This is a genomic window from Streptomyces sp. NPDC005962, from assembly GCF_040629205.1.
In the GTDB taxonomy this organism is placed as follows: domain Bacteria; phylum Actinomycetota; class Actinomycetes; order Streptomycetales; family Streptomycetaceae; genus Streptomyces.
Genome location: NZ_JBEXVE010000033.1, coordinates 1 through 18,473 on the forward strand (window position 1 = coordinate 1; position 18,473 = coordinate 18,473).

Below are 18,473 nucleotides of genomic sequence, written 5' to 3' on the forward strand. Positions count from 1 at the left end.
CGCACGCGCCAGCGCGCGGCGCTGCGGGGCGTCCGGGTAGACCCGGTAGTTGTAGCGGAGCTGCACGAACACGAACATATTGCGGTCTCATGGACGGCGAGGATGAATGTCGCCGTGACAGGCATACAGTTTCGGCGATGCACGTTCACTTGGTCTTCGTGACCAAGTGCCGGCGTGGAGTGTTCACCGATGAGATGCTGACGCGCTGCGAAGACATCATGCGGAACGTGTGCCAGGACTTTGAGGCGGACCTGAAGGAGTTCAATGGCGAACGCGACCACGTGCACCTGCTGGTGCACTACCCACCGAAGATCGCCGTCTCCAAGCTGGTCAACAGCCTCAAGGGCGTCTCCGCCCGCCATCTGCGACGCGAGTACACCACAACCATGAACCGCGCCATCATGCACGGACACCTGTGGTCACCGTCCTACTTCTCCGCCTCCTGCGGAGGCGCGCCGCTCACGATCATCCGTCAATACATCGAGCAGCAACAACGTCCGCTCTGACCCACAGGTCAGAGCAGTCCCGAGATGCGTTTCATCCCCGGCCTGAAGGCCGGGGCTTTCACGCAAGATGATCGGTAACGAATCACCTGCCCATCGGTTACGCGGTTACGCACAACAAGCCCGAGGTCCCGCACCGCCGGGTGCGGGACAGTCCGATCGTCCTGGCCGAGCCCAACGCCCTAGTGCCGATCCCTTGACCACGCTGGACGACACGCGCTGTGGTTGGCGGCTGGCCGCGACCACGCGACGGGCCAATGCGGACGTCTCCGAATAGGACCCGGCCGAGGCCCAGCCGGTCCGGAGACGCCCCTTGCGCAGCCGGAGACCGACTGTCGATGCGCGCTTGGGTCTGACGTTGTCTGCGGTCGTTGATGTCAGCGGTGGATGTCAGGTTGAGGTCCGCGTAGCTGCAGCGGCCGAGGTTGGCCGACGACAGGGGATCGCCCCTGCCCGTCTGAATCTCAGTCGGTGACAGCCAGCCACGACGGTGGGGGAGACGACGGACCAGGCGCGCGCGTCTCGCTGCACCCGTACCGGCCTTAGGCGCGCTGTCGAGGTTTGTCTTCGAACGTAGCAAGTCCCGGCGGTTGCGGCGCGCGACCTCTTCTTCCCGAAGCAGCTTGGGTGGGCACTCTATGCTGGGTTAGCGCGCCTCTCACCTGCGGCTACGACCCACAGGTGTGCCCCTTTGTCCAGCGCTGTGCGGGGGCATTGTCGCGGGCTACAGGCACGCAGGCCGCCCGTAGCAACCTCAGGGAAGCGCCTAGGGGTAACGCTGCTAGGTCCTCCCCGCCGACCGTCGCGCTCTGCAGATGCTCGGTTTGCTGGGGAGCACACGACGACTTTCGGTCACGTACGTGTCCGAGATTCGATGACTGACTTTTGATGCGTTGCACCCACCTCGACTTACGCCAAGTAATGCAGACAGGTGTTCTAGTGCAATGCGGAGTGGCGGCCGGAATAGTACACCATGCATATGACAGTCGCGGCGATCGCCGCTAGTCTGGTGGGTCGCAGGCTAGGGTTGTGACACCTGGGGGGGGGAGTCCTGATGCTGCATGGGCAGATGCTCTGCTATGGCGCTGCCGGTGGGGCTTTGGTGTCACTCGTGACGCTCTATAAGCACCTGCAGGTGCGGAGTCAATGGCCCTGGAAGGTGAAGAATGGGCCGACGAAGCCGATGTACTTCACTGGTGAGGCCATACGGATCTTATTAGGCGCTGGCGTTGCGTGGGGGATCGCTGCAACGGATCAGCTAGGCGTCTTCGGGGCAATTGTGGTTGGTGCGGGGGCGCCGGCCATCCTTGACAAGTGGCAGCGAGCAGCGCCCGGGCTCGCGATGACTCAGTATGCGGCAATGACGGAAACATCTCAGCAGCCAGGAGAAGCTGATCCTGGCGTAACGAGGATGGCCGTAGGTCGTTCAACTGCTGAGGAAGGTGGCGTGTAAGTATGGGGGCTCGTTTCTTAGATGTCCTGACCCACAGCGGTCCGGGATATGAATTATCTCAGGATGGCGTCTGGGTTGATCCACGTGCGGGTGTCAGTCGTTTTCTCGATGCATTAACTCACAGTGGCCCGGGCTATTTGTCGCCATCTGCGGCCGAGATGGCTGAGATTGCCGAATTGAAGCGACGGAAGACGAATGACTTGTATGTTGCTCTGCTGGAGGGATTCGAGCAATTCTTCTACGCAAAAGGGCGCCTGGAGGCTGCGTCTCGGGCAGAAGATGTAGAAGTGAAAAAGGTGCATTGTGAAGCGGCCATGGCGTGCCTGCGCGCGTATATGCAGTATGCAGACGGGCCGATGGATATGGCGTTAGGGGTAGCGAGAGAGGCTCTAGGCCCCCTCAACCTGCGATCGAAGCTTTTGTTGCACCGACTCGATCGCCTCCTCCGGAGGCTGAATAACGCCGCCCAGGGCCTCCTTGCTGCCTTAGAGGAGTCAGGGAAGCCTAGGGAGCAGATAGCCCACCAATCGCAAGTGGCCGTTAAGCAGGCAACGCGTTCCATGGAGGTCCTCTGCCACGCTGTAGCCCGGTAAGCTGGAAACGCGTACGCATAGGTTCAACCGTAGGGTTGACCTGGAAAATTCGAGGTCGGCCCCACGAATATTTCATGTGAACCCTCTGAGGGCTCGCGCCCTTGTTGAGGTTGGCGGAGTCTTAATGGCCCAGTGGGCTGTGAAGCGTCGGCGGGCGAGGGTGATCACGGCTTGGCCGTGCTTGCAGCCCTCGGCTCGTTTTTTGAGGCAGTGGTCGCGGTTGGGGCCGTTGCGGATGATGCTGGTCTGGGCGGACAGGTAGAACACCCGGCGGAGGCGTCGGCTGTAGCGCTTGGGGCGGTGCAGGTTGTCGGTGCGGCGTCCGGAGTTGCGCCCCTCGCTGGCCTGCGAACGGAGCGAGGGGGCTTTCGTCGTGCCCGCAGTGAGGTGCTGCACGTGATCACCGGAGCCGCAGAAACTCGACGGCTCGCTCATCCAGTTCAGCCGCACAGCGCACGCCGCGGGCGCGGAAGCGGGCGAGGTCACTGCGCATCCGGGTCACGGCCTTGCGGGTCCGGACGGACCGCACCCCGTTCATGTGGTCCATCGCGCGGTTCCACGTGGCACACGCTTGCTCGATGCCGCCGTCCTTGAGCTGCATCTCGGCGCTCGCCACCAGATCGAGGGCAACGATCCGCGCATAGCTTGCCGGGCGGGATGCGGCCGCCCGCGCGTACTGCTCCGCCGCGTTCCTCCGATCGCCCAACGTCTCGTAGACCTTGGCATTGCGCGAGTAGACCGACGCAGCAGGCGGCCCCCAGGCGAGAGCCCAGAACGGCACTTCATCCCCGCAGTCGGCCGCGAGGAGAGTGCGCGCCCGCTCGGCCTCGGCAATGGCCGCTTGCCGTTGCCGGGACTTGGCCAGGGTGTGGGCGTGCACGACGCGGAAGAGGGATTCGGTCTGCACGTCGACCTTGCCCTTGGCGCGGTTCAGCCCGGTCTCGGCCAGGGCCTGGCAGTGCTCGGGCCGGTGCAGCTTGAGCCCTTGCATGGCCATCGTGCGCATCACGAACCCGTCGTGCCCGGGAATGCCGGACTCGACGGCGAGCGCGTAGGACTGCAGGTAGTAGCGCTGGGCCAGGCCCTGCTGCCCTGCGTCGTAGGACTTCCAGCCGATCAGGTGGACGCCGCGGCTGGCGGCGGAGAGCATGTGCCGGCGGATCTGCTCGGTTCGGAAACGGCCTCGGCACAGCGGGGCGACGTCGTCGCGCAGGTATTGCACCAGGGCGCTGCGACCATGTTGTCCGCCGTGACGCTCGTCCATCTCGGAGAAGAGCCGCACCATGTCGCGGACCGCTTCGACTTCCGCCATCCCGATGGTCTGGCCGGTGCGAGCTGCGGCGGTACGGTCGGCGATCTCTCGGACGTACGACAGCGGCAGCCCGGCAGCGGCCACCGAGTAGGCGGACGTGGTGAGGAAGCGGCGCCGGTCCAATTCGTTCCTCCACATCGGCAGTAAGGCGTCCAGCGGATCTTCGCCGAGGGACAGGCCGAGGCTGTCATCGTCTTCTTCACTCGGCGCGAGGCCCAGATCGTGAAGGGTCAGCAGGCGCCCGAGTTGGCGGGAGAGCGCTACGGCGAGATAGCGGCCGGTATCGCCTGCGGGGACGATGCCGCTGATCCAGTGCTCGATGGTGGACTTGTTGGTCCGTAACGCCGTCCCGCACTCGGCGGCCACGGCGCGTACCTCCTTGGCCAGGGCCTGGTACGTCAGCCCGGACTCGGCAACGAGGTTTCGCAGCTGGTGATTCGGCGTGCGCTTGGCCATGAATACCTGCCCGTATACCCGATATACCGCTTGCCCTGCCCGACACCGTACCGCCAGTGCCACGACCTGAGTTGACTGTTCATCAGGGCCAGGCGGATCGGGGTATACGCGGCTCCCCCGGCCCCGAGCGCCTGGCCAGGTACGTCCACAGCGCGCCCACTCCCGGGCACGAGGGACGGGACACCACGGAGGTAGGAATCATGAACACGCAGACCACCGCTCCCCTCTACACCGCTCCGGTCGTTCTGGACGCCGGGGACGTCGTCGAGGTGACGTTGGGCACGAACAGCTTCGACACCGCCGACGACACCGAGTACAAGAACGCCTGATCCATGGGCTGCCTGGGGCCGGGCGGGTGTGCGCCGTGGCCCGGCCCCAGGTTCGATCACCAAGAGCGATAGGACGAGGGCGGGCGGCTGATGCGGTGGAGCACGGGATGGTACGGAGCGAGCCGACACGTTCGGTTGCCGAGGAACGGAAAGCCCGTACCGGGCATGGATGCGGCATGGGCCGTTGGCCGGCCAACCGGCCACGTCCGATCGGCGGGCTCCGGCCCGCTGGCACTGGCGGTCATCGGAGACTGTGGCGCTGACGAGCAACACCTGCACCAAGGATTGACCGCCGTGCGGGCAGGAGAGTGGCACGCGCTGACCCGCTGGCCCGGCTCGTACCTCACGATCGCGCGCAGCGGCGATTCCCTGGCAGTGATCGGCGATCTCAGCGGCCAGCACCCGGTGTATTGGCGGACAGAGGACGCGGGAACGTGGTGGTCGACGTCGGCGGGGGCGCTGGCCGCGCTGGATGGGACACCGTTCGACCCGACCGCGCTGGCCGCCCACCTGGCGCTGGCGCAGCCGGATGTCTTGGGGCAGCGGAGCCTGTTCCGCGCCGTGAGCCGAGTGCCGACCGGACACCTGTTACTGATCACCCCCGGCGGAGCGAGCACCGTCCGCTATGAGCCGGTCCAGTATCGGCCGATGAGTCTTCCCGAGGCAGCCCCCCGGGTACGGGCAGCGCTGAGCGAAGCGGTCGATACGCGCCTGGACGGCACACGAACGGTGAGCGCGGACCTGGCCGGGCTGGACTCCACAACGCTGGCGTGCCTCGCCGCACGGCGCGGGGCGGTCACCGCGGTGACGTTCGCCGATCCGCGGCTGCGGGATGACGACCTGGCCTATGCGGTGCGCACCGCCGCTGAGGTCCCGAAGCTCACCCATCACACGGTGCCCGGCGGCGACGGGACCGTGTACTACAGCGGCCTGGACGATCTGTCCTCGCTGCCCCTGACCGACAGCCCCAACGCGTACGTCGTCACCGCCAACATCAAACATGCGGTGCTGGACGCCGTCGCGGAACATCAACCAGCAGGCGTCCACTTCACCGGGGCGGCCGGGGACGCGTTGCTTTCCGCGCCGTCCTCTTACCTGGCCGATCTGCTGCGCGACCGGCAGCACCGCCGAGCTGTGACGCACGCGCAGGCCCACGCCCGACTGCGGCGCATCTCCCCGCTGACCGTGCTGCGGCGTGCCCGCCCGGCCTCGCGCACCGGCCTGACCGACGCCTGGCGGCAAACCGCCACCGAACTGCGTGACGCTCCTCGTGAATGGGCGCCACAGGCAGAGCGGCCCATCGCCTGGACGCCCCTGCTTGCCACCGCCGACTGGATGAGCCCCCAGGTGCGTCACCAGCTCTCCGATGCCCTGGACGCGGCCGCCGACGAGCTGTCCGAGGAACCCCGCCACCTGACGGCATGGACGGACCGCCAAGACCTCGCACGGGTCGGGGCGAACACCACCGGGTGGCGCGAGATCGCACTCACCAGCCACGGCGTGGAGATCGCCGCGCCCTTCCTGGACAACGAGGTCATCCGGGCCTGCCTGGCCGTGCCCGCAGACCAACGCGGCGCCCCAGACCGGTACAAGCCGCTGCTCAGCGAGGCCTTCGCCCACACCGACGTCCTGCCGGACTTCGTCCTGTCCCGTACGACGAAGGGCGGCTTCAACGCACTCGCCTACGCAGGTCTCACCGAGCACGCCCCGGTCCTCGCCCACCTGCTCGGTCCCTCCTCCCGGCTGGCCGCCGCCGGACTGATCACCCAAGCCCCCGTAACGGGCATGCTCCGGCGCGCAGCCGCCGGACAGCCGACGGCCCAGGGCGCCCTGCATCTGGCCGTCAGCGCCGAGGTGTGGCTGCGCCAGCTTGAGACCACCACCGCCGCCGAATGGTGGGAGGTGACCGACCGTGTGGCAGCTGCGTGAGACTGCTCGCCCGGTCCTCGCCGACGACGGCGGCGCCATCCTCGACGAACGCACCGGCCGCTGGACCCATCTGACCCCGACCGCGGCCGCCGCGGTGATGCTCCTGCTGTCCGGCACCACCGAGGACCAGGCCGCTGAACGGTACGCCACCCGCTACGGCATCAGCACTGAGCACGCCGCCGCCGACGTCCGCACGGTCGCTGACGCCCTCGCCGCCCGGGGACTCACCGTCACCGAGACCAGGAGCCCGGGCCGCCCCCGCCGGTGGGGATGGTGGTGATGACGAGCATGGAGGCGTACACCACCGCCCGCACCGGAACCCTCGCCGAGCGTTGCGCCGCGGCCGTCGGGTTCGCGCTGGCGTTGGTGCTGCTTCGGCTGCCGTTCCGGCACACCGTGCGTGCGGTCCGCTGGGCCCGGCGGGCAGGCCATCGGCCGCTGACTGCGGCAAAGGCCGAAGCGCTGGTCATGGCGGTCAGGCACACCGGCCGTCTGTGGCCCGGCCGGGCCGCGTGCATGGAGGTCTCGCTCGGCGCGGTCCTGGCCGCCGCACTGCTCGGCCGCCGCCTGCACTGGTGCCTGGGCGTGCGGTTCTCCCCGCCACCGGTTGAGTACCACGCCTGGGCCGAACTCCCCGGACACGGCCCGGTCGGTGAGTACGCCGAGGCCGGCTGGCACCACCACACCGCCCTCACCATCTGACCGTCTCCCCGTCTCCGCTTCGCAGGCAGCAGCGTGTCCTTCACCCGCCCGGAGCGGTTGACGCATACGCGTGCCCAATCCCCTCCAAGGAGTGAGTTGTGAGCGATATTGCCCTGGCCACCGCATCGGTTTCTGAGCGCCACTACACCCATCACGAAGGCCGAGGCGCCACCCCGCACCGCTCAAACCCCGCCGTCATCCACCGTGAGCTGCGCACGCTCGACGTCGGGCCGGGCATGAACGTCGCCGAATTCGGCACCGGCTCCGGCTACTCCGGCGCCTTGCTCGTACGGCTCGTCGGCTCCCACGGGTCTGTCGTCAGCCTCGACATCGACGCCTACCTGACCCGCTGGGCCAACCTCATCCACCACGACCGGGGCCTGGACAACATCCGCTGCCACACCGCCGATGGCACGGCGGGCTTTCCCGACCGCGCACCGTACGACCGGATGGTGGCCTGGTGTACCCCGCCGCTGCTGCCCCAGGCGTGGGTGGAGCAGGTGGTCGACGGTGGCCTCATCGTCGCTCCACTGCCGATCGCGCCCCTGCCCAACATGACCGTGGTCGCCAAGATCCGTGTTCGTGACAGGCAGCCCCAGGTGGAGGCCGTCTTCACCGGCGGCTACATCGAGGCAACCACCTCGCCGAAAGGCAACCTCGACCTGCCCGGCCGGTGGGTCGACTGGGAAAACCGCGTGCCGGGTCCATCCTGGATCTCCATCGCGTGGCGCGGAAAGGACGACTGGCGGAACTCGGGTGCCCGCACCACGCTGCACCGGCTGCTGAAGGACGCGTATACCGAGCCGTACGACGGTGCCGAGGTTGACTGGCCGTCCTGGCGGACCTTCCTTGCCGCGGCGGGCAACCCGTATCTGACGATGGCCGGGCTGACCCTGGACCTGTGGGCACTCGGGCACTCGACCCGGACCACGGCAGCGGTGATCCAGCAGGACGGCATGATCCTGGCCGACCGGCCCGACTCTCCCTCACTCGCAGTCCTGCGCGGCTGGCTCAGCGACTGGGAGGCGGCAGGGCGTCCGACACCCGAGAGCTACGCGCCGGGCCTGAGTCGGTGTGACGACGGGCAAGGGCCGACTGGGTGGGCCCTGCGGTTGTCCCGGTAGTCACGACGCCCCACACGGTTGGGTGTGGGGCACTGACCAGCTACCTGGTCAGTGCCCCCGGCAGGAATCGAACCTGGGACACCCGCTTTAGGAGAGCGGTGCTCAGAGGCCCAGGTCCTTGATGATTTTGGCTACGTGGCCGGTGGCCTTGACGTTGTAGAGGGCTCGTTCGATCTTGCCCTGTTCGTCGACGATGACGGTGGAGCGGATGACTCCGGTGACCGTCTTGCCGTAGAGCTTCTTCTCGCCGAAGGCGCCGTAGGCCTCCAGGGTCTCCTTGGAGGGGTCGGCGAGCAGGGTGACCTTGAGGGACTCCGCGTCGCGGAACTTGGCGAGCTTCTCCGGCTTGTCGGGGGAGATGCCGATGACGTCATAGCCGTGGCCGGTGAGGAATTCGAGCTGGTCGGTGAAGTCGCAGGCCTGCTTGGTGCAGCCGGGAGTGAGGGCGGCGGGGTAGAAGTAGACGATGACCTTGCGGCCCGCGTGGTCGGCGAGCGCTACCTGCTTGCCGTCCGCGTCGGGGAGGGTGAAGGCGGGGGCGGTGTCGCCGGGCTGCAGTCGCTCGCTCATGGTCTGGGTGCTCCTCGTGGCTTCGGGTGTTCCGTAACGGCAGGCGTTGCGTAACGGCGGGCGTTACGTGACGAGATTAGCCAGCGTCTCCGCCGGGGGTGCCGTGGGGCGGGGGCGGGGGGAAACTGACAGACTGTTCACCAGGAATCATCGGGACGACGACGGAGGCAGCGCGGTGCCGGATGCCAGGACCCCTGCGCAGATCGAGGCGGACATCGCCCAGCGGCGGACGGAGCTCGCCGTGACGCTCGACGAGATCGGGGTGCGGGTGCATCCGAAGACGATCATGGGTGATGCCAAGGCGAAGGCGGCGTCGGCCGTGGACCGGACGGCGGGGCGGGCGTATGTGTCCGCGAACCGGGTGGTCACCACTGTGCGCGGCCAGCTGGTCACCGAGGACGGGGCGCCGCGGATGGAGCGGATCGTGCCGGTCGCGCTCGCCGTGGTGGGGCTGGTCGGGCTGCTGGCCATGTCGTCGTCGCGCGGCGGCGGCCGAAGTGGCGGACGTAAGGGCTGCAAGGGGTGCAAGCGCCGCAAGTGAGGTCCGGGGCGTTCCTGGCGCACTGTGGCACCGGTACGCCGTTCGGGCGGGTACGGTCTTGACCGTGAGTGCGAACACGTCCCATGACAAGCTGCCCATCCGGATGCTGCACGACCGTGTGCTGGTCCGTACCGACATTCCGGAGGGTGAGCGCCGGTCCACCGGCGGTATCGTCATCCCCGCGACCGCGGCGGTCGGCAAGCGGCTGGCCTGGGCCGGGGTGGTCGCGGTCGGGCAGAACGTGCGGACGGTGGAGCCGGGCGACCGGGTGCTCTACGACCCGGAGGACCGGGCCGAGGTGGAGGTCCGCGGGGTCGCCTACGTGCTGATGCGCGAGCGCGATCTGCACGCCGTCGCCGCCGAGCGGCTGGAGGGCGCGGAGGACTCCACGGGGTTGTACCTGTAGGGGCGGATCAGACGTAAAAGAGGGTGGTGACGGGATCGTCACCACCCTCTTTCCTTTGTTCAGCCGCCGCCGTCCGGGCCGCCGATGTCGCCGCCCGGGTCACCGCCTCCGCCGGGGCCGCCGTCGGTGGGCGGGTCGCCGGTCGGGAAGTCCGTGGGCTGGGTCTCCGGGGGGTCCACGGTGGGCTCGGTGGGCGGGTCGAACGTGGGGAGCGTCGGCGGCTGGGTGGGGGCCGTGGGCTCCGTGCTGGGCGGCGTGGTGGGGAGCTGCGGGGCGGACGGCGGGGCCGCGGTGGGCTCCGTCGGCAGGTCGGGCGTGCCGACGCCGTCCTCCAGCTTCAGGTCGAAGTCGGCCGGGGGCTTTCCGTCCAGCGCCCCGGAGACGTAGTCCGCCCAGATCTCGGCGGGGTAGCCGCCGCCGTTGATCCGGTCCAGCCCGGTGGCTCCGTACAGCGGCTTCTGGACGCCGGTGTTCGAGTCCTGGCCCATGACGGCCACGACGGTCGCCAGGTCCGGGGTGTATCCCGCGAACCAGGCCGCCTTGTCCTCCTCGGCGGTGCCGGTCTTCCCGGCCGCCGGGCGTTCGGCGCCCTGGGCGGCGGTGCCGGTGCCGCCGTCGACCACGCTCTGCAGTATCGAGGTGGTGGTGTCCGCGGCGGTCCGGGGGACGGCCTGCCGCTCCGCCCGGTCCGGCAGTGTGACCTCGGCCCCGTCCTTGGTGACCTCGGCGACCAGGCTGTACTGCCCGTGCCGTCCGTGGTTGGCGAGGGTCGCGTACGCCTCGGTCATGTCGAGCACGCTGGCGGTGGACGGGCCGAGCGCGATGGAGGGGGAGGCGTGCAGGTCGGGGGTGTTCCGGGGGACGCCGAGGTCGATGGCGGTCCGCCTGACCTTGGCGGGGCCGACGTCCTCGGCCATCTGCGCGTAGACCGAGTTCACCGAGTTGTCGGTGGCCGTGGTGACGTCGATGTCGCCGTAGTCGACGTCGTCCTCGTTGGCGGGCGAGTAGTCGGTGGGGCCGTCCGGCCCGATCACCTCACGCTTGTTGTCGCCGTTGTAGAGGGTGTCCGGGGTGATGGTCTGGCCGTCCTGGGTGGTGGACCCGTTGGCCACCGCCGAGGTGAAGACGAATGGCTTGAAAGTAGATCCCACTTGGTAGTCACGGCGCGTCGCGTTGTTGACGAACTGCTTGGTGTAGTCGATCCCGCCGTAGAGGGCGACCACCTTCCCGGTCTTGGGGTCGATCGAGGCGCCGCCCGCCCGGACGTAGCGGTCGACCTTGCGGTCGTCGCTGAGCTTGCTCATCAGCCGGTCGCGGACGGCCTCCGTGAACGCGTCCTGCTTGCTCTTGTCGATCGAGGTGGTGATCCGGTAGCCGCCCCGGGCCAGGGTCTGCTCGTCGATGATGCCGTTGCTGGTGAGGTAGTCCTCGACCGCTTCGACGAGGTAGCCGCGCTGTCCCGACATGCCGGAGGGGGCCTTGGCCTCGGTGGGGGCCGGGAAGGTCATCTTGCCGCGCTCGGCGCGGCTGAGCCAGTGCTTCTTGACCATGCCGTCGAGGACGTAGTTCCAGCGGGCCACGGCGCGCGGCTTGTTCTGCGGGTGGGCGATGATGTCGTACGCGCTGGGGGCGTTGAGCAGGGTGGCCAGGTAGGCGCTCTGGGCGGTGTCCAGCTGGTCGATGTTCTTGCCGTAGTAGGCCTGGGCGGCGGCCTGGATGCCGTAGGCGTTGCGGCCGAAGTAGCTGGTGTTGAGGTAGCCCTCGAGGATCTTGTCCTTGCTCACCTCGCGGTCCAGCTTGATCGCGATGAAGAACTCCTTGCCCTTGCGGGTGACCGTCTGTTCCTGGTCCAGGTAGTAGTTCTTCACGTACTGCTGGGTGATCGTCGAACCGGACTGCTTGCCCTTGCCGGTGGCGGTGTTCCAGGCGGCGCGGACCATCGCCTCGGGGTTGATCGCGGACTCGCTGTAGAAGTCCCGGTCCTCGGCGGCGAGCACCGCGTGCTGGGTCCGCTTGGGCACCTGGCTGAGCTGCACGTTCTCCCGGTTGACCTTGCCCTCGCGGGCGAGCGGGGAGCCGTCGGAGTACAGGAAGACATTGCTCTGGGCGATGGCCGCCTTGTTGGCCGCGGGGATGTCGACGAGCAGATAGCCGCTGACCAGGGCGCCCGCGACGAGCAGGAGGAACAGCAGCGAGCCGCCGAGCACCATCCGCCAGGTGGGGAGCAGCCGGCGCCAGCCGGTGCGGTGGGGGCGGCCCTTTCTGCCCGCGGGACCGCCCGTGCCGGTGCCGCCCTTGCCGGTGCCGTCGCGGCTGCTCGGATGGCCCACGCCAGCCGTGCCGCCGTCGATCAGTTGGGGCTCGTCGCTCATGTCTCCTGAGACTCCTCGGCCGCCGTCGAGGGTTGCGCCGCGGCGGAATCGTGCACGGTCGGGCGATTCGCGTCGTACGCCCCATAAAACACTGTCGCATCATCCGTTCCGGGGCAGGGGCGTGGCGCGCATCCGTGACTGGTCTGTGACCGGCCGATCGAGTGATTCCCCTCACACCATCCAGTGAAAAATGCCTGGCTGTATCACCTGCCCGCGGACTAGGCTTCCAAGCTTTGGTGCCGTACGGACGGGGGAGGGGGAAACAGGCTGATGCGGCTCTACGCGGCCGTCGCGGTGAGTGCCTTCAAACGCTACGCGACGTACCGAGTGGCCACCGTGGCCGGGGTGTTCACCAATACGGTTTTCGGCTTCATCGTCGCGTACACGTACACCGCGCTGTGGGACGAACGGCCGCATCTCGGCGGGTACGACCTCCCCCAGGCCCTCACATTCGTCTGGCTCTGCCAGGCGCTGCTGGCGACCGTTGCGCTGTTTGGCGGAGGCTTCCAGGACGAGCTGCAGGAGCGAATCCGGTCGGGTGACATCGCCGTCGATCTCTACCGTCCGGCCGACCTCCAGCTGTGGTGGCTGGCCTCGGATCTCGGCCGGGCCGCCTTCCAGCTGCTCGGCCGCGGTATCGCGCCCCTGGTGTGCGGTGCGCTGGTCTTCGAACTCACCCTGCCCGGCTCCCCGTTGACCTGGCTGTGGTTCCTGCTGTCGGTGCTGCTCGCGGTGTGTGTGGGGTTCGCGGTGCGCTATCTGGTCGCGCTCGCCGCCTTCTGGCTGCTGGACGGGTCGGGGCTGAGCCTGATCAGTGGGCTGCTGTGCACGTTCTTCTCCGGGATGGTGCTGCCGCTGAACGTGTTCCCCGGGCAGCTCGGCGAGATCGCCCGGGTGCTGCCCTGGGCGGCGATGCTCCAGGTGCCCGCGGATGTCTTCCTGGGGCGCCACCGGGGGGCCGGGGTGCTGGGGGCGCTGGCCTTCCAGGCGGGGTGGGCGGTGGTGCTGTTCGCGGCCGGGCGGGCGCTGCAGTCGGTCGCGACCCGGAAGGTGGTGGTCCAGGGTGGCTGAGCTCCTGGCCCGCTCCCGGGCGTACGACGGGCTGCGCGCCTATGCGCTGATCGTCGGCATGTGGGTGCGCTCCACGATGCAGTACCGCACCTCGTTCCTGATTGTGGCGTTCGGGAACTTCGCCGTGAACGCGCTGGACTTCGTCGCGATCGCGCTGATGTTCTCGCACATCGACACGCTCGGCGGCTTCACCCTCGCCGAGATCGCCTTCCTGTACGGCAGCTCCGGCGCCGCCTTCGGGCTGGCCGATCTGACGCTCGGCAGCATGGAGCGGCTGGGGCAGCGGGTCCGGGACGGCACGCTGGACACCCTGCTGGTGCGGCCGGTGCCGATCCTCGCCCAGGTCGCCGCCGACCGCTTCGCGCTGCGCCGGGTGGGCCGCATCCTCCAGGGGGCGCTGCTGCTCGGCTGGTCGCTGACCCGGCTGGACATCGACTGGACGGTCGGCCGGGTGCTGCTGGTGCCGCTGATGCTGCTGAGCGGGGCGGTGATCTTCGGGGCGCTGTTTGTGTTCGGCGCGGCCTTCCAGTTCTGGGCCAAGGACGCCTCCGAGGTGCAGAACTCGTTCACGTACGGCGGGACGACGCTGCTCCAGTACCCGCCGACGATCTTCGCCGAGGAGCTGCTGCGGGGCGTCACGTATCTGATCCCGCTGGCCTTCGTGAACTGGCTGCCCGCGCTGTACGTCCTGGGCCGCCCGAACCCGCTGGGGCTGCCGGGCTGGATCGGCTTCGCGGCGCCGCTGGTGGCGTGCGGCTTCGCGGCGCTCGCGGGGCTGGCCTGGCGGACGGGGCTGCGGGCGTATCAGAGCACGGGAAGCTGAGAGCTGAGAGGGGAGCGGCATGAGGGGAACGGACGGTTCCGGCGACGGCGACTTCGGCGCGGACGGCTTCGGCGAAGACGGCTTCAATACGGATGGCTTCATCGAACTCGACGGTCTGGAAAAAGTGTTCGAAGTGCGGCGCCGGGCCGGGCTGCTGCGCCGGGAGCGGCGCGAGGTGCGCGCGGTGGACGGCATCAGCTTCCGGGTGCGGCGCGGCGAGATGGTCGGCTACATCGGTCCGAACGGCGCCGGGAAGTCCACCACGATCAAGATGCTGACCGGCATCCTGGTGCCCAGCGGCGGTCGGCTGCGGGTCGCCGGGATCGATCCGTCGCGGGAGCGGACGCGGCTCGCGCGCCGTATCGGGGTGGTCTTCGGGCAGCGCACCACCCTGTGGTGGGACCTGCCGCTGCGCGACTCGTACGCGCTGGTGCGGCGGATGTACCGGATTCCGGACGACCGCTACCGGAAGAACCTGGACCGCTGTGTCGAACTGCTCGACCTCGGCGACCTGCTGGACGTGCCGGTCCGTCAGCTCTCGCTCGGCCAGCGGATGCGCGGCGACATCGCGGCCGCCCTGCTGCACGACCCCGAGGTGCTGTACCTGGACGAGCCGACGATCGGGCTGGACGTGGTCAGCAAGGCGAAGGTACGGGGCTTCCTGCGCGAGGTGAACGCGGAGCAGGGGACCACCGTGCTGCTGACCACCCACGATCTGACCGATATCGAACAGTTGTGCAGGCGGGTGATGGTCATCGACCATGGCCGTCTGGTGTACGACGGCGGGCTGGACGGGCTGCACGCGGTGGGCGGGAGCGAACGCACCCTGGTCGTGGACCTGGAGCGGGAGCTGCCGCCGATCGACGTCCCCGGGGCGCGGACCGTGCGGGTCGAGGGGCCGCGGCAGTGGCTGGCGTTCCCGGCCGCCGCCAGTGCGGCACCTCTGGTCGCGGCGGTGGCCGACGGGTATCCGCTGGTGGACCTGTCGGTGCGGGAACCGGAGATCGAGGACGTCATCGCCCGCATGCTGTTCCCCGGCATGGGCTCCGGCGGTCCCGACGGCGAGGCGGAAGGGGAGGCCGCGCGGGGGGCGGTCAGGTCGGTCGGTCCGCATTAGTCTGGCCGTATGACGATTGAGGGATCTCCCCAGGGAGCGGCCCCCGACCTTCCGGGCGGGTCCCAGATGCGTGCCTCCGACGCCGAGCGCGAGCGCATCGCCGAGGTGCTGAGGGACGCCGTCGCCGAAGGCCGTCTGGACATGGAGGAGTTCGAGGAGCGGCTGGACGCGGCCTACAAGGCGCGCACCCACGCCCAGTTGGAGCCGCTGATCCGGGACCTCCCGGCGCCCGGTGCGGTGCCTGGTGCGGCGGCGCCCGGTGCGGTGGTTGCCCCCGCCCCGCTGCCGGCGGACGCCACGGGCCTCGCCGCGCGCGACGGCTGGGCCGAGCGGATCGGCGGCACCCCGACGTCGAAGTGGGCCGTCGCGGTCATGGGCGGCTTCGGCCGCAAGGGCACCTGGACGGCGCCCCGTGCCTTCACCGCCTTCGCCCTCATGGGCGGCGGCGAGATCGATCTGCGGGAGGCCCGCTTCGAGGGCCGCGAGATCGTGATCCGCTGCTTCGCGTTCATGGGCGGGATCGAGGTCATCGTCCCGCCGGACCTGGAGACACACGTCAGCGGCATCGGCATCATGGGCGGCTTCGACCACCGGGGGTCGGCCGACGGCGACCCCACCGGCCCGCGGGTGACCATCACGGGCCTGGCGATCTTCGGCGGGGTCAACGTCCAGCGCAAGTTCCGCAAGGAGGACCAGAAGCGGCTCAAGACGGAGCGCCGCCGCGAGAAGCAGGCGCGCAGGGACGAACTGCGCGCGGAGCGCCGTGAGCGCCGTGCGGAGCTGGAGGGCCGACGGGCCGAGCGCCGCGCCCGCGGGCACGACCTCGGCCACTAGGGCCTGTTGCGTTCAGATCATCTGATCGTTGGTCTGGGTGTGTGTGGCCTGCCGCGCAGTGCCCGTGACGTGGTCGGAGCTGGTCCGGCCGATGCGGTGGTGCAGGCGGCGCAGCGGTTCGGGAGCCCACCAGTTGCCCCGCCCGGCCAGTCGCATGAAGGCGGGCATCAGCACGCCGCGGATCAGGGTGGCGTCCACGATCACCGCGAGGGCCATGCCGACCCCCAGTTGTTTGAGGAAGACGACATCTCCCGTGGCGTACCCGGCGAAGGACACGGCCAGGATGGCGGCGGCGGCCGTGACCAGGGGCGCGCTGCGCGCGATGCCGAGCGGGACGGAGCCGATGGGGTCGCCGGTGCGGTCGTACTCCTCCTTGATCCGGGAGAGCAGGAAGACCTCGTAGTCCATGGACAGCCCGTAGGCGATACAGAACATCAGGATCGGGATGCTCGGTTCGATCACGCCGGTGGGGGTGAAGCCGAGGAGACCGGACAGATGGCCGTCCTGGAAGACGAAGACGAGCGCGCCGAACATCACGGACAGGCTGAGGACGTTGAGCACGGACGCCTTGAGCGGGGCCACGACGCTGCCGGTCATCAGGAACAGCACGACGAAGGTCACCACGATGATCAGACCGGCGACGAGCGGGAGCCGGTCCGTCACCCCGTCGCGGTAGTCCGTGAGTTCCGCCGGATAGCCGCCGACCTCCACCGCGAAGGGCGCGGACACCGCCCGTACGTCACGGACCAGGCCGGTGGCGTCGGCCTCCAGCCGGGTGGCGGAGGGCATGACCGCCAGCCGGGTGCCGGTACCGTCCCTGGCGTCGTAGGAGACCCCGGAGGGCGAGGTGACGCGGTGTCCGCCGGCGTACGACCCGGCGGCCGAGTCGACGCGTACGACCCCCTCGATTCCGGAGAGCTCGGCGGCGTAGGCGCCCACCGGGCCACCGTCCCCCGCCGGGGCCACGACCTGGACGGCGTCGGACTCCTCGACCGTGAACCCGTCGCGGATCTGGTCGTACATCTGGCGGGCCGGTGCCGAGGCGGGCAGCACCCGGTCGTCGGGCAGCCCGAAGCGCACCCCGAGGAACGGTGAGCCGAGCAGCAGCAGCACGGCGAGCGCGGCTCCGCCGAGCAGTAGCGGACGGCGCATCACGCGGGTGGCGGTGGTGAACCAGAAGCCCGCCGTCTCGGGCCTGACGGGCCCGCGCCGCTCGACCCGGCGGCCCAGCAGCGCGAGCGCGGCGGGCAGGACCACGGTCGCGCCGGATACGGCCGCCAGGACGACGGCGACGCCCGCGTACGCGAACGAGCTGAGGAACGGGAAGGGGAAGGCGAGCAGGACGGACAGCGAGGCCGCGACGGTGACGCCGCTGAAGACCACGGTGCGGCCCGCGCTCCGTACGGTCCGGGCGACGGCCTCGGGTACTTCGGCGCCCCGCCGCAGCTCCTCACGGAACCGGAAGATGACGAAGAGCCCGTAGTCGACGCCGAGTCCGATGCCCATGACCAGCGCGATGTTCGAGGCGAAGGTGGAGATGTCGGTGAACGCCACGACGCCGCGCAGCAGCGCCAGCGAGCCGAACACGGCGAAGAGCCCGATGCCGACGGTGACCAGCGCGGCGGACAGCCGCCGGTAGACCCACCACAGCAGCAGGAGCACCAGCGGAAGGATCACCAGCTCGGCCCGGAGGAAGTCCTTCCTGGCCCGTTCCATGGTCTGCCGGAAGACCTCGTCGCCGCCGCCGACCTCGACGCGGACCGCCTCACCGGTGCGGGTGAACTCCGTTACCAGGTCGGGCAGCAGCTCACGGCGTACCTGGTTGGCGTCGCCCGGCGCGTGGGCCAGGACCAGGGCCTGGCGGCCGTCGGCGCCGCGCAGGGTGGCGGGGGCGCCACGGGTCCAGTAGGACCAGGCGTCCCCCACTCCGGGGTGATCGGCCAGCTCACGGGTGAGGCGCGCGCCGGCTGCCGCCGTCTTGGCGCCGTCGACGGTGCCGTCCCGCGCGGTGACCAGCAGAGCGATGTTGGGGCTGCCGGTGCCGTACTCCTCGGCGAGGGCGTCGCGTACCCGCATCGACTCCGATCCGGGCGCCTCGAAGCGGTTCAGGGACAGGGCGTTCAGGGTGCCCGCCCCCACGAGAGCGGCGATCAGGGTGATGCCCACGCCGATCACCACGATCCAGCGTGCGCGTTGTGCGATGACCGTGCCCAGCACGAAGCCCCCCGGCAGTAGTATTCACGAATAGTTATTCGTGTTTCGGTGAGGGCCACAATACGAATGATGATTCGCATTTTCAAGACGCGTCGGCACGCCGGAGTGCGGCCGCGCAGGGAGG

The 18,473-nt window shown here is 69.2% G+C and carries 17 protein-coding genes and 1 pseudogene; 12 read left to right on the forward strand and 6 right to left on the reverse strand.

Annotated elements, in window-relative coordinates:
• A partial coding sequence (locus ABZ370_RS36400) for a helix-turn-helix domain-containing protein (RefSeq protein ID WP_358630464.1) occupies positions 1 to 78 on the reverse strand: 78 nt, incomplete at its 3' end.
• Positions 79 to 89: 11 nt separating this feature from the next.
• On the opposite strand from ABZ370_RS36400, the gene tnpA reads away from it, so the two are divergent.
• On the forward strand, positions 90 to 506 hold the full coding sequence (gene tnpA, locus ABZ370_RS36405; protein ID WP_358630193.1) for an IS200/IS605 family transposase: 417 nt from the start codon (positions 90 to 92) through the stop codon (positions 504 to 506).
• Between the two features lie 2,115 nt (positions 507 to 2,621).
• On the opposite strand, the pseudogene ABZ370_RS36410 reads toward tnpA, so the two are convergent.
• Both ABZ370_RS36410 and ABZ370_RS36415 read right to left on the reverse strand, forming a co-directional pair.
• Positions 2,622 to 2,882: pseudogene (locus ABZ370_RS36410) on the reverse strand (IS110 family transposase); the annotation flags it as partial.
• Between the two features lie 67 nt (positions 2,883 to 2,949).
• Complete coding sequence (locus tag ABZ370_RS36415) at positions 2,950 to 4,317, reverse strand: hypothetical protein (RefSeq protein ID WP_358630196.1); 1,368 nt, start codon at positions 4,315 to 4,317, stop codon at positions 2,950 to 2,952.
• Between the two features lie 200 nt (positions 4,318 to 4,517).
• On the opposite strand from ABZ370_RS36415, the gene ABZ370_RS36420 reads away from it, so the two are divergent.
• The 5 genes from ABZ370_RS36420 (at position 4,518) to ABZ370_RS36440 (ending at position 8,401) form a co-directional block, all read left to right on the forward strand.
• Positions 4,518 to 4,646: a lasso RiPP family leader peptide-containing protein gene (locus ABZ370_RS36420; protein ID WP_358630199.1), complete on the forward strand. Its 129-nt coding sequence runs from the start codon at positions 4,518 to 4,520 to the stop codon at positions 4,644 to 4,646.
• A gap of 90 nt (positions 4,647 to 4,736) precedes the next feature.
• On the forward strand, positions 4,737 to 6,575 hold the full coding sequence (locus ABZ370_RS36425) for an albusnodin/ikarugamycin family macrolactam cyclase (RefSeq protein WP_358630202.1): 1,839 nt from the start codon (positions 4,737 to 4,739) through the stop codon (positions 6,573 to 6,575).
• A complete protein-coding gene (locus tag ABZ370_RS36430; RefSeq protein WP_358630205.1) occupies positions 6,559 to 6,855 on the forward strand; it encodes a PqqD family peptide modification chaperone in 297 nt (98 codons plus the stop codon). The genes ABZ370_RS36425 and ABZ370_RS36430 overlap by 17 nt, the downstream gene beginning before the upstream one ends.
• Positions 6,855 to 7,277 (forward strand): lasso peptide biosynthesis B2 protein, encoded by a 423-nt coding sequence (locus tag ABZ370_RS36435; RefSeq protein ID WP_358630208.1) that lies wholly within the window; start codon positions 6,855 to 6,857, stop codon positions 7,275 to 7,277. Before ABZ370_RS36430 ends, ABZ370_RS36435 begins: the two co-directional genes overlap by 1 nt.
• Before the next feature lie 98 nt (positions 7,278 to 7,375).
• Entirely contained in the window at positions 7,376 to 8,401 is a 1,026-nt protein-coding gene (locus ABZ370_RS36440; RefSeq protein WP_358630211.1) for a protein-L-isoaspartate(D-aspartate) O-methyltransferase, read from the forward strand.
• 102 nt (positions 8,402 to 8,503) lie between these two features.
• Here the strand turns inward: ABZ370_RS36440 and bcp are convergent, their stop codons facing one another.
• Positions 8,504 to 8,971, reverse strand: a complete 468-nt coding sequence (bcp, locus tag ABZ370_RS36445) for a thioredoxin-dependent thiol peroxidase (protein WP_358630214.1) — start codon at positions 8,969 to 8,971, stop codon at positions 8,504 to 8,506.
• A 175-nt stretch (positions 8,972 to 9,146) separates the two neighbouring features.
• On the opposite strand from bcp, the gene ABZ370_RS36450 reads away from it, so the two are divergent.
• Positions 9,147 to 9,512, forward strand: coding sequence for a DUF3618 domain-containing protein (locus ABZ370_RS36450; RefSeq protein ID WP_358630217.1), 366 nt, complete (start codon positions 9,147 to 9,149; stop codon positions 9,510 to 9,512).
• 64 nt (positions 9,513 to 9,576) lie between these two features.
• Positions 9,577 to 9,918 (forward strand): co-chaperone GroES, encoded by a 342-nt coding sequence (locus ABZ370_RS36455; protein ID WP_358630219.1) that lies wholly within the window; start codon positions 9,577 to 9,579, stop codon positions 9,916 to 9,918.
• Positions 9,919 to 9,977: 59 nt separating this feature from the next.
• Here ABZ370_RS36455 and ABZ370_RS36460 read toward each other — a convergent pair whose 3' ends face one another.
• Positions 9,978 to 12,290 (reverse strand): transglycosylase domain-containing protein, encoded by a 2,313-nt coding sequence (locus ABZ370_RS36460; RefSeq protein WP_358630222.1) that lies wholly within the window; start codon positions 12,288 to 12,290, stop codon positions 9,978 to 9,980.
• Between the two features lie 270 nt (positions 12,291 to 12,560).
• Between ABZ370_RS36460 and ABZ370_RS36465 the strand changes: the two genes are divergently transcribed.
• From ABZ370_RS36465 to ABZ370_RS36480, 4 genes are read left to right on the forward strand one after another with little or no spacing between them, the layout of a single operon-like run.
• Entirely contained in the window at positions 12,561 to 13,361 is an 801-nt protein-coding gene (locus ABZ370_RS36465) for an ABC-2 family transporter protein (protein WP_358630225.1), read from the forward strand.
• A gap of 58 nt (positions 13,362 to 13,419) precedes the next feature.
• Positions 13,420 to 14,184 carry an ABC transporter permease gene (locus tag ABZ370_RS36470; RefSeq protein ID WP_358630467.1) on the forward strand — a complete coding sequence of 255 codons (765 nt, stop codon included), beginning with the start codon at positions 13,420 to 13,422 and terminating at the stop codon, positions 14,182 to 14,184.
• A 19-nt stretch (positions 14,185 to 14,203) separates the two neighbouring features.
• A complete protein-coding gene (locus ABZ370_RS36475; RefSeq protein WP_358630228.1) occupies positions 14,204 to 15,301 on the forward strand; it encodes an ATP-binding cassette domain-containing protein in 1,098 nt (365 codons plus the stop codon).
• 9 nt (positions 15,302 to 15,310) lie between these two features.
• Entirely contained in the window at positions 15,311 to 16,135 is an 825-nt protein-coding gene (locus ABZ370_RS36480) for a DUF1707 domain-containing protein (protein ID WP_358630231.1), read from the forward strand.
• Positions 16,136 to 16,147: 12 nt separating this feature from the next.
• Here the strand turns inward: ABZ370_RS36480 and ABZ370_RS36485 are convergent, their stop codons facing one another.
• Complete coding sequence (locus tag ABZ370_RS36485) at positions 16,148 to 18,352, reverse strand: MMPL family transporter (RefSeq protein WP_358630234.1); 2,205 nt, start codon at positions 18,350 to 18,352, stop codon at positions 16,148 to 16,150.
• Positions 18,353 to 18,473 lie beyond the last annotated feature (121 nt).

What these genes read in the sequence shown, in the direction of transcription:
- ABZ370_RS36460 (WP_358630222.1), bottom strand. Translation starts at nt 12,290, where the DNA reads ATGAGCGACGAGCCCCAACTGATCGACGGCGGCACGGCTGGCGTGGGC.
- ABZ370_RS36465 (WP_358630225.1), top strand. Translation starts at nt 12,561, where the DNA reads ATGCGGCTCTACGCGGCCGTCGCGGTGAGTGCCTTCAAACGCTACGCG.
- tnpA (WP_358630193.1), top strand. Translation starts at nt 90, where the DNA reads ATGGACGGCGAGGATGAATGTCGCCGTGACAGGCATACAGTTTCGGCG.
- ABZ370_RS36420 (WP_358630199.1), top strand. Translation starts at nt 4,518, where the DNA reads ATGAACACGCAGACCACCGCTCCCCTCTACACCGCTCCGGTCGTTCTG.
- ABZ370_RS36425 (WP_358630202.1), top strand. Translation starts at nt 4,737, where the DNA reads ATGCGGTGGAGCACGGGATGGTACGGAGCGAGCCGACACGTTCGGTTG.
- ABZ370_RS36415 (WP_358630196.1), bottom strand. Translation starts at nt 4,317, where the DNA reads ATGGCCAAGCGCACGCCGAATCACCAGCTGCGAAACCTCGTTGCCGAG.
- ABZ370_RS36475 (WP_358630228.1), top strand. Translation starts at nt 14,204, where the DNA reads ATGAGGGGAACGGACGGTTCCGGCGACGGCGACTTCGGCGCGGACGGC.
- ABZ370_RS36480 (WP_358630231.1), top strand. Translation starts at nt 15,311, where the DNA reads ATGACGATTGAGGGATCTCCCCAGGGAGCGGCCCCCGACCTTCCGGGC.
- ABZ370_RS36470 (WP_358630467.1), top strand. Translation starts at nt 13,420, where the DNA reads ATGTGGGTGCGCTCCACGATGCAGTACCGCACCTCGTTCCTGATTGTG.
- bcp (WP_358630214.1), bottom strand. Translation starts at nt 8,971, where the DNA reads ATGAGCGAGCGACTGCAGCCCGGCGACACCGCCCCCGCCTTCACCCTC.
- ABZ370_RS36435 (WP_358630208.1), top strand. Translation starts at nt 6,855, where the DNA reads ATGACGAGCATGGAGGCGTACACCACCGCCCGCACCGGAACCCTCGCC.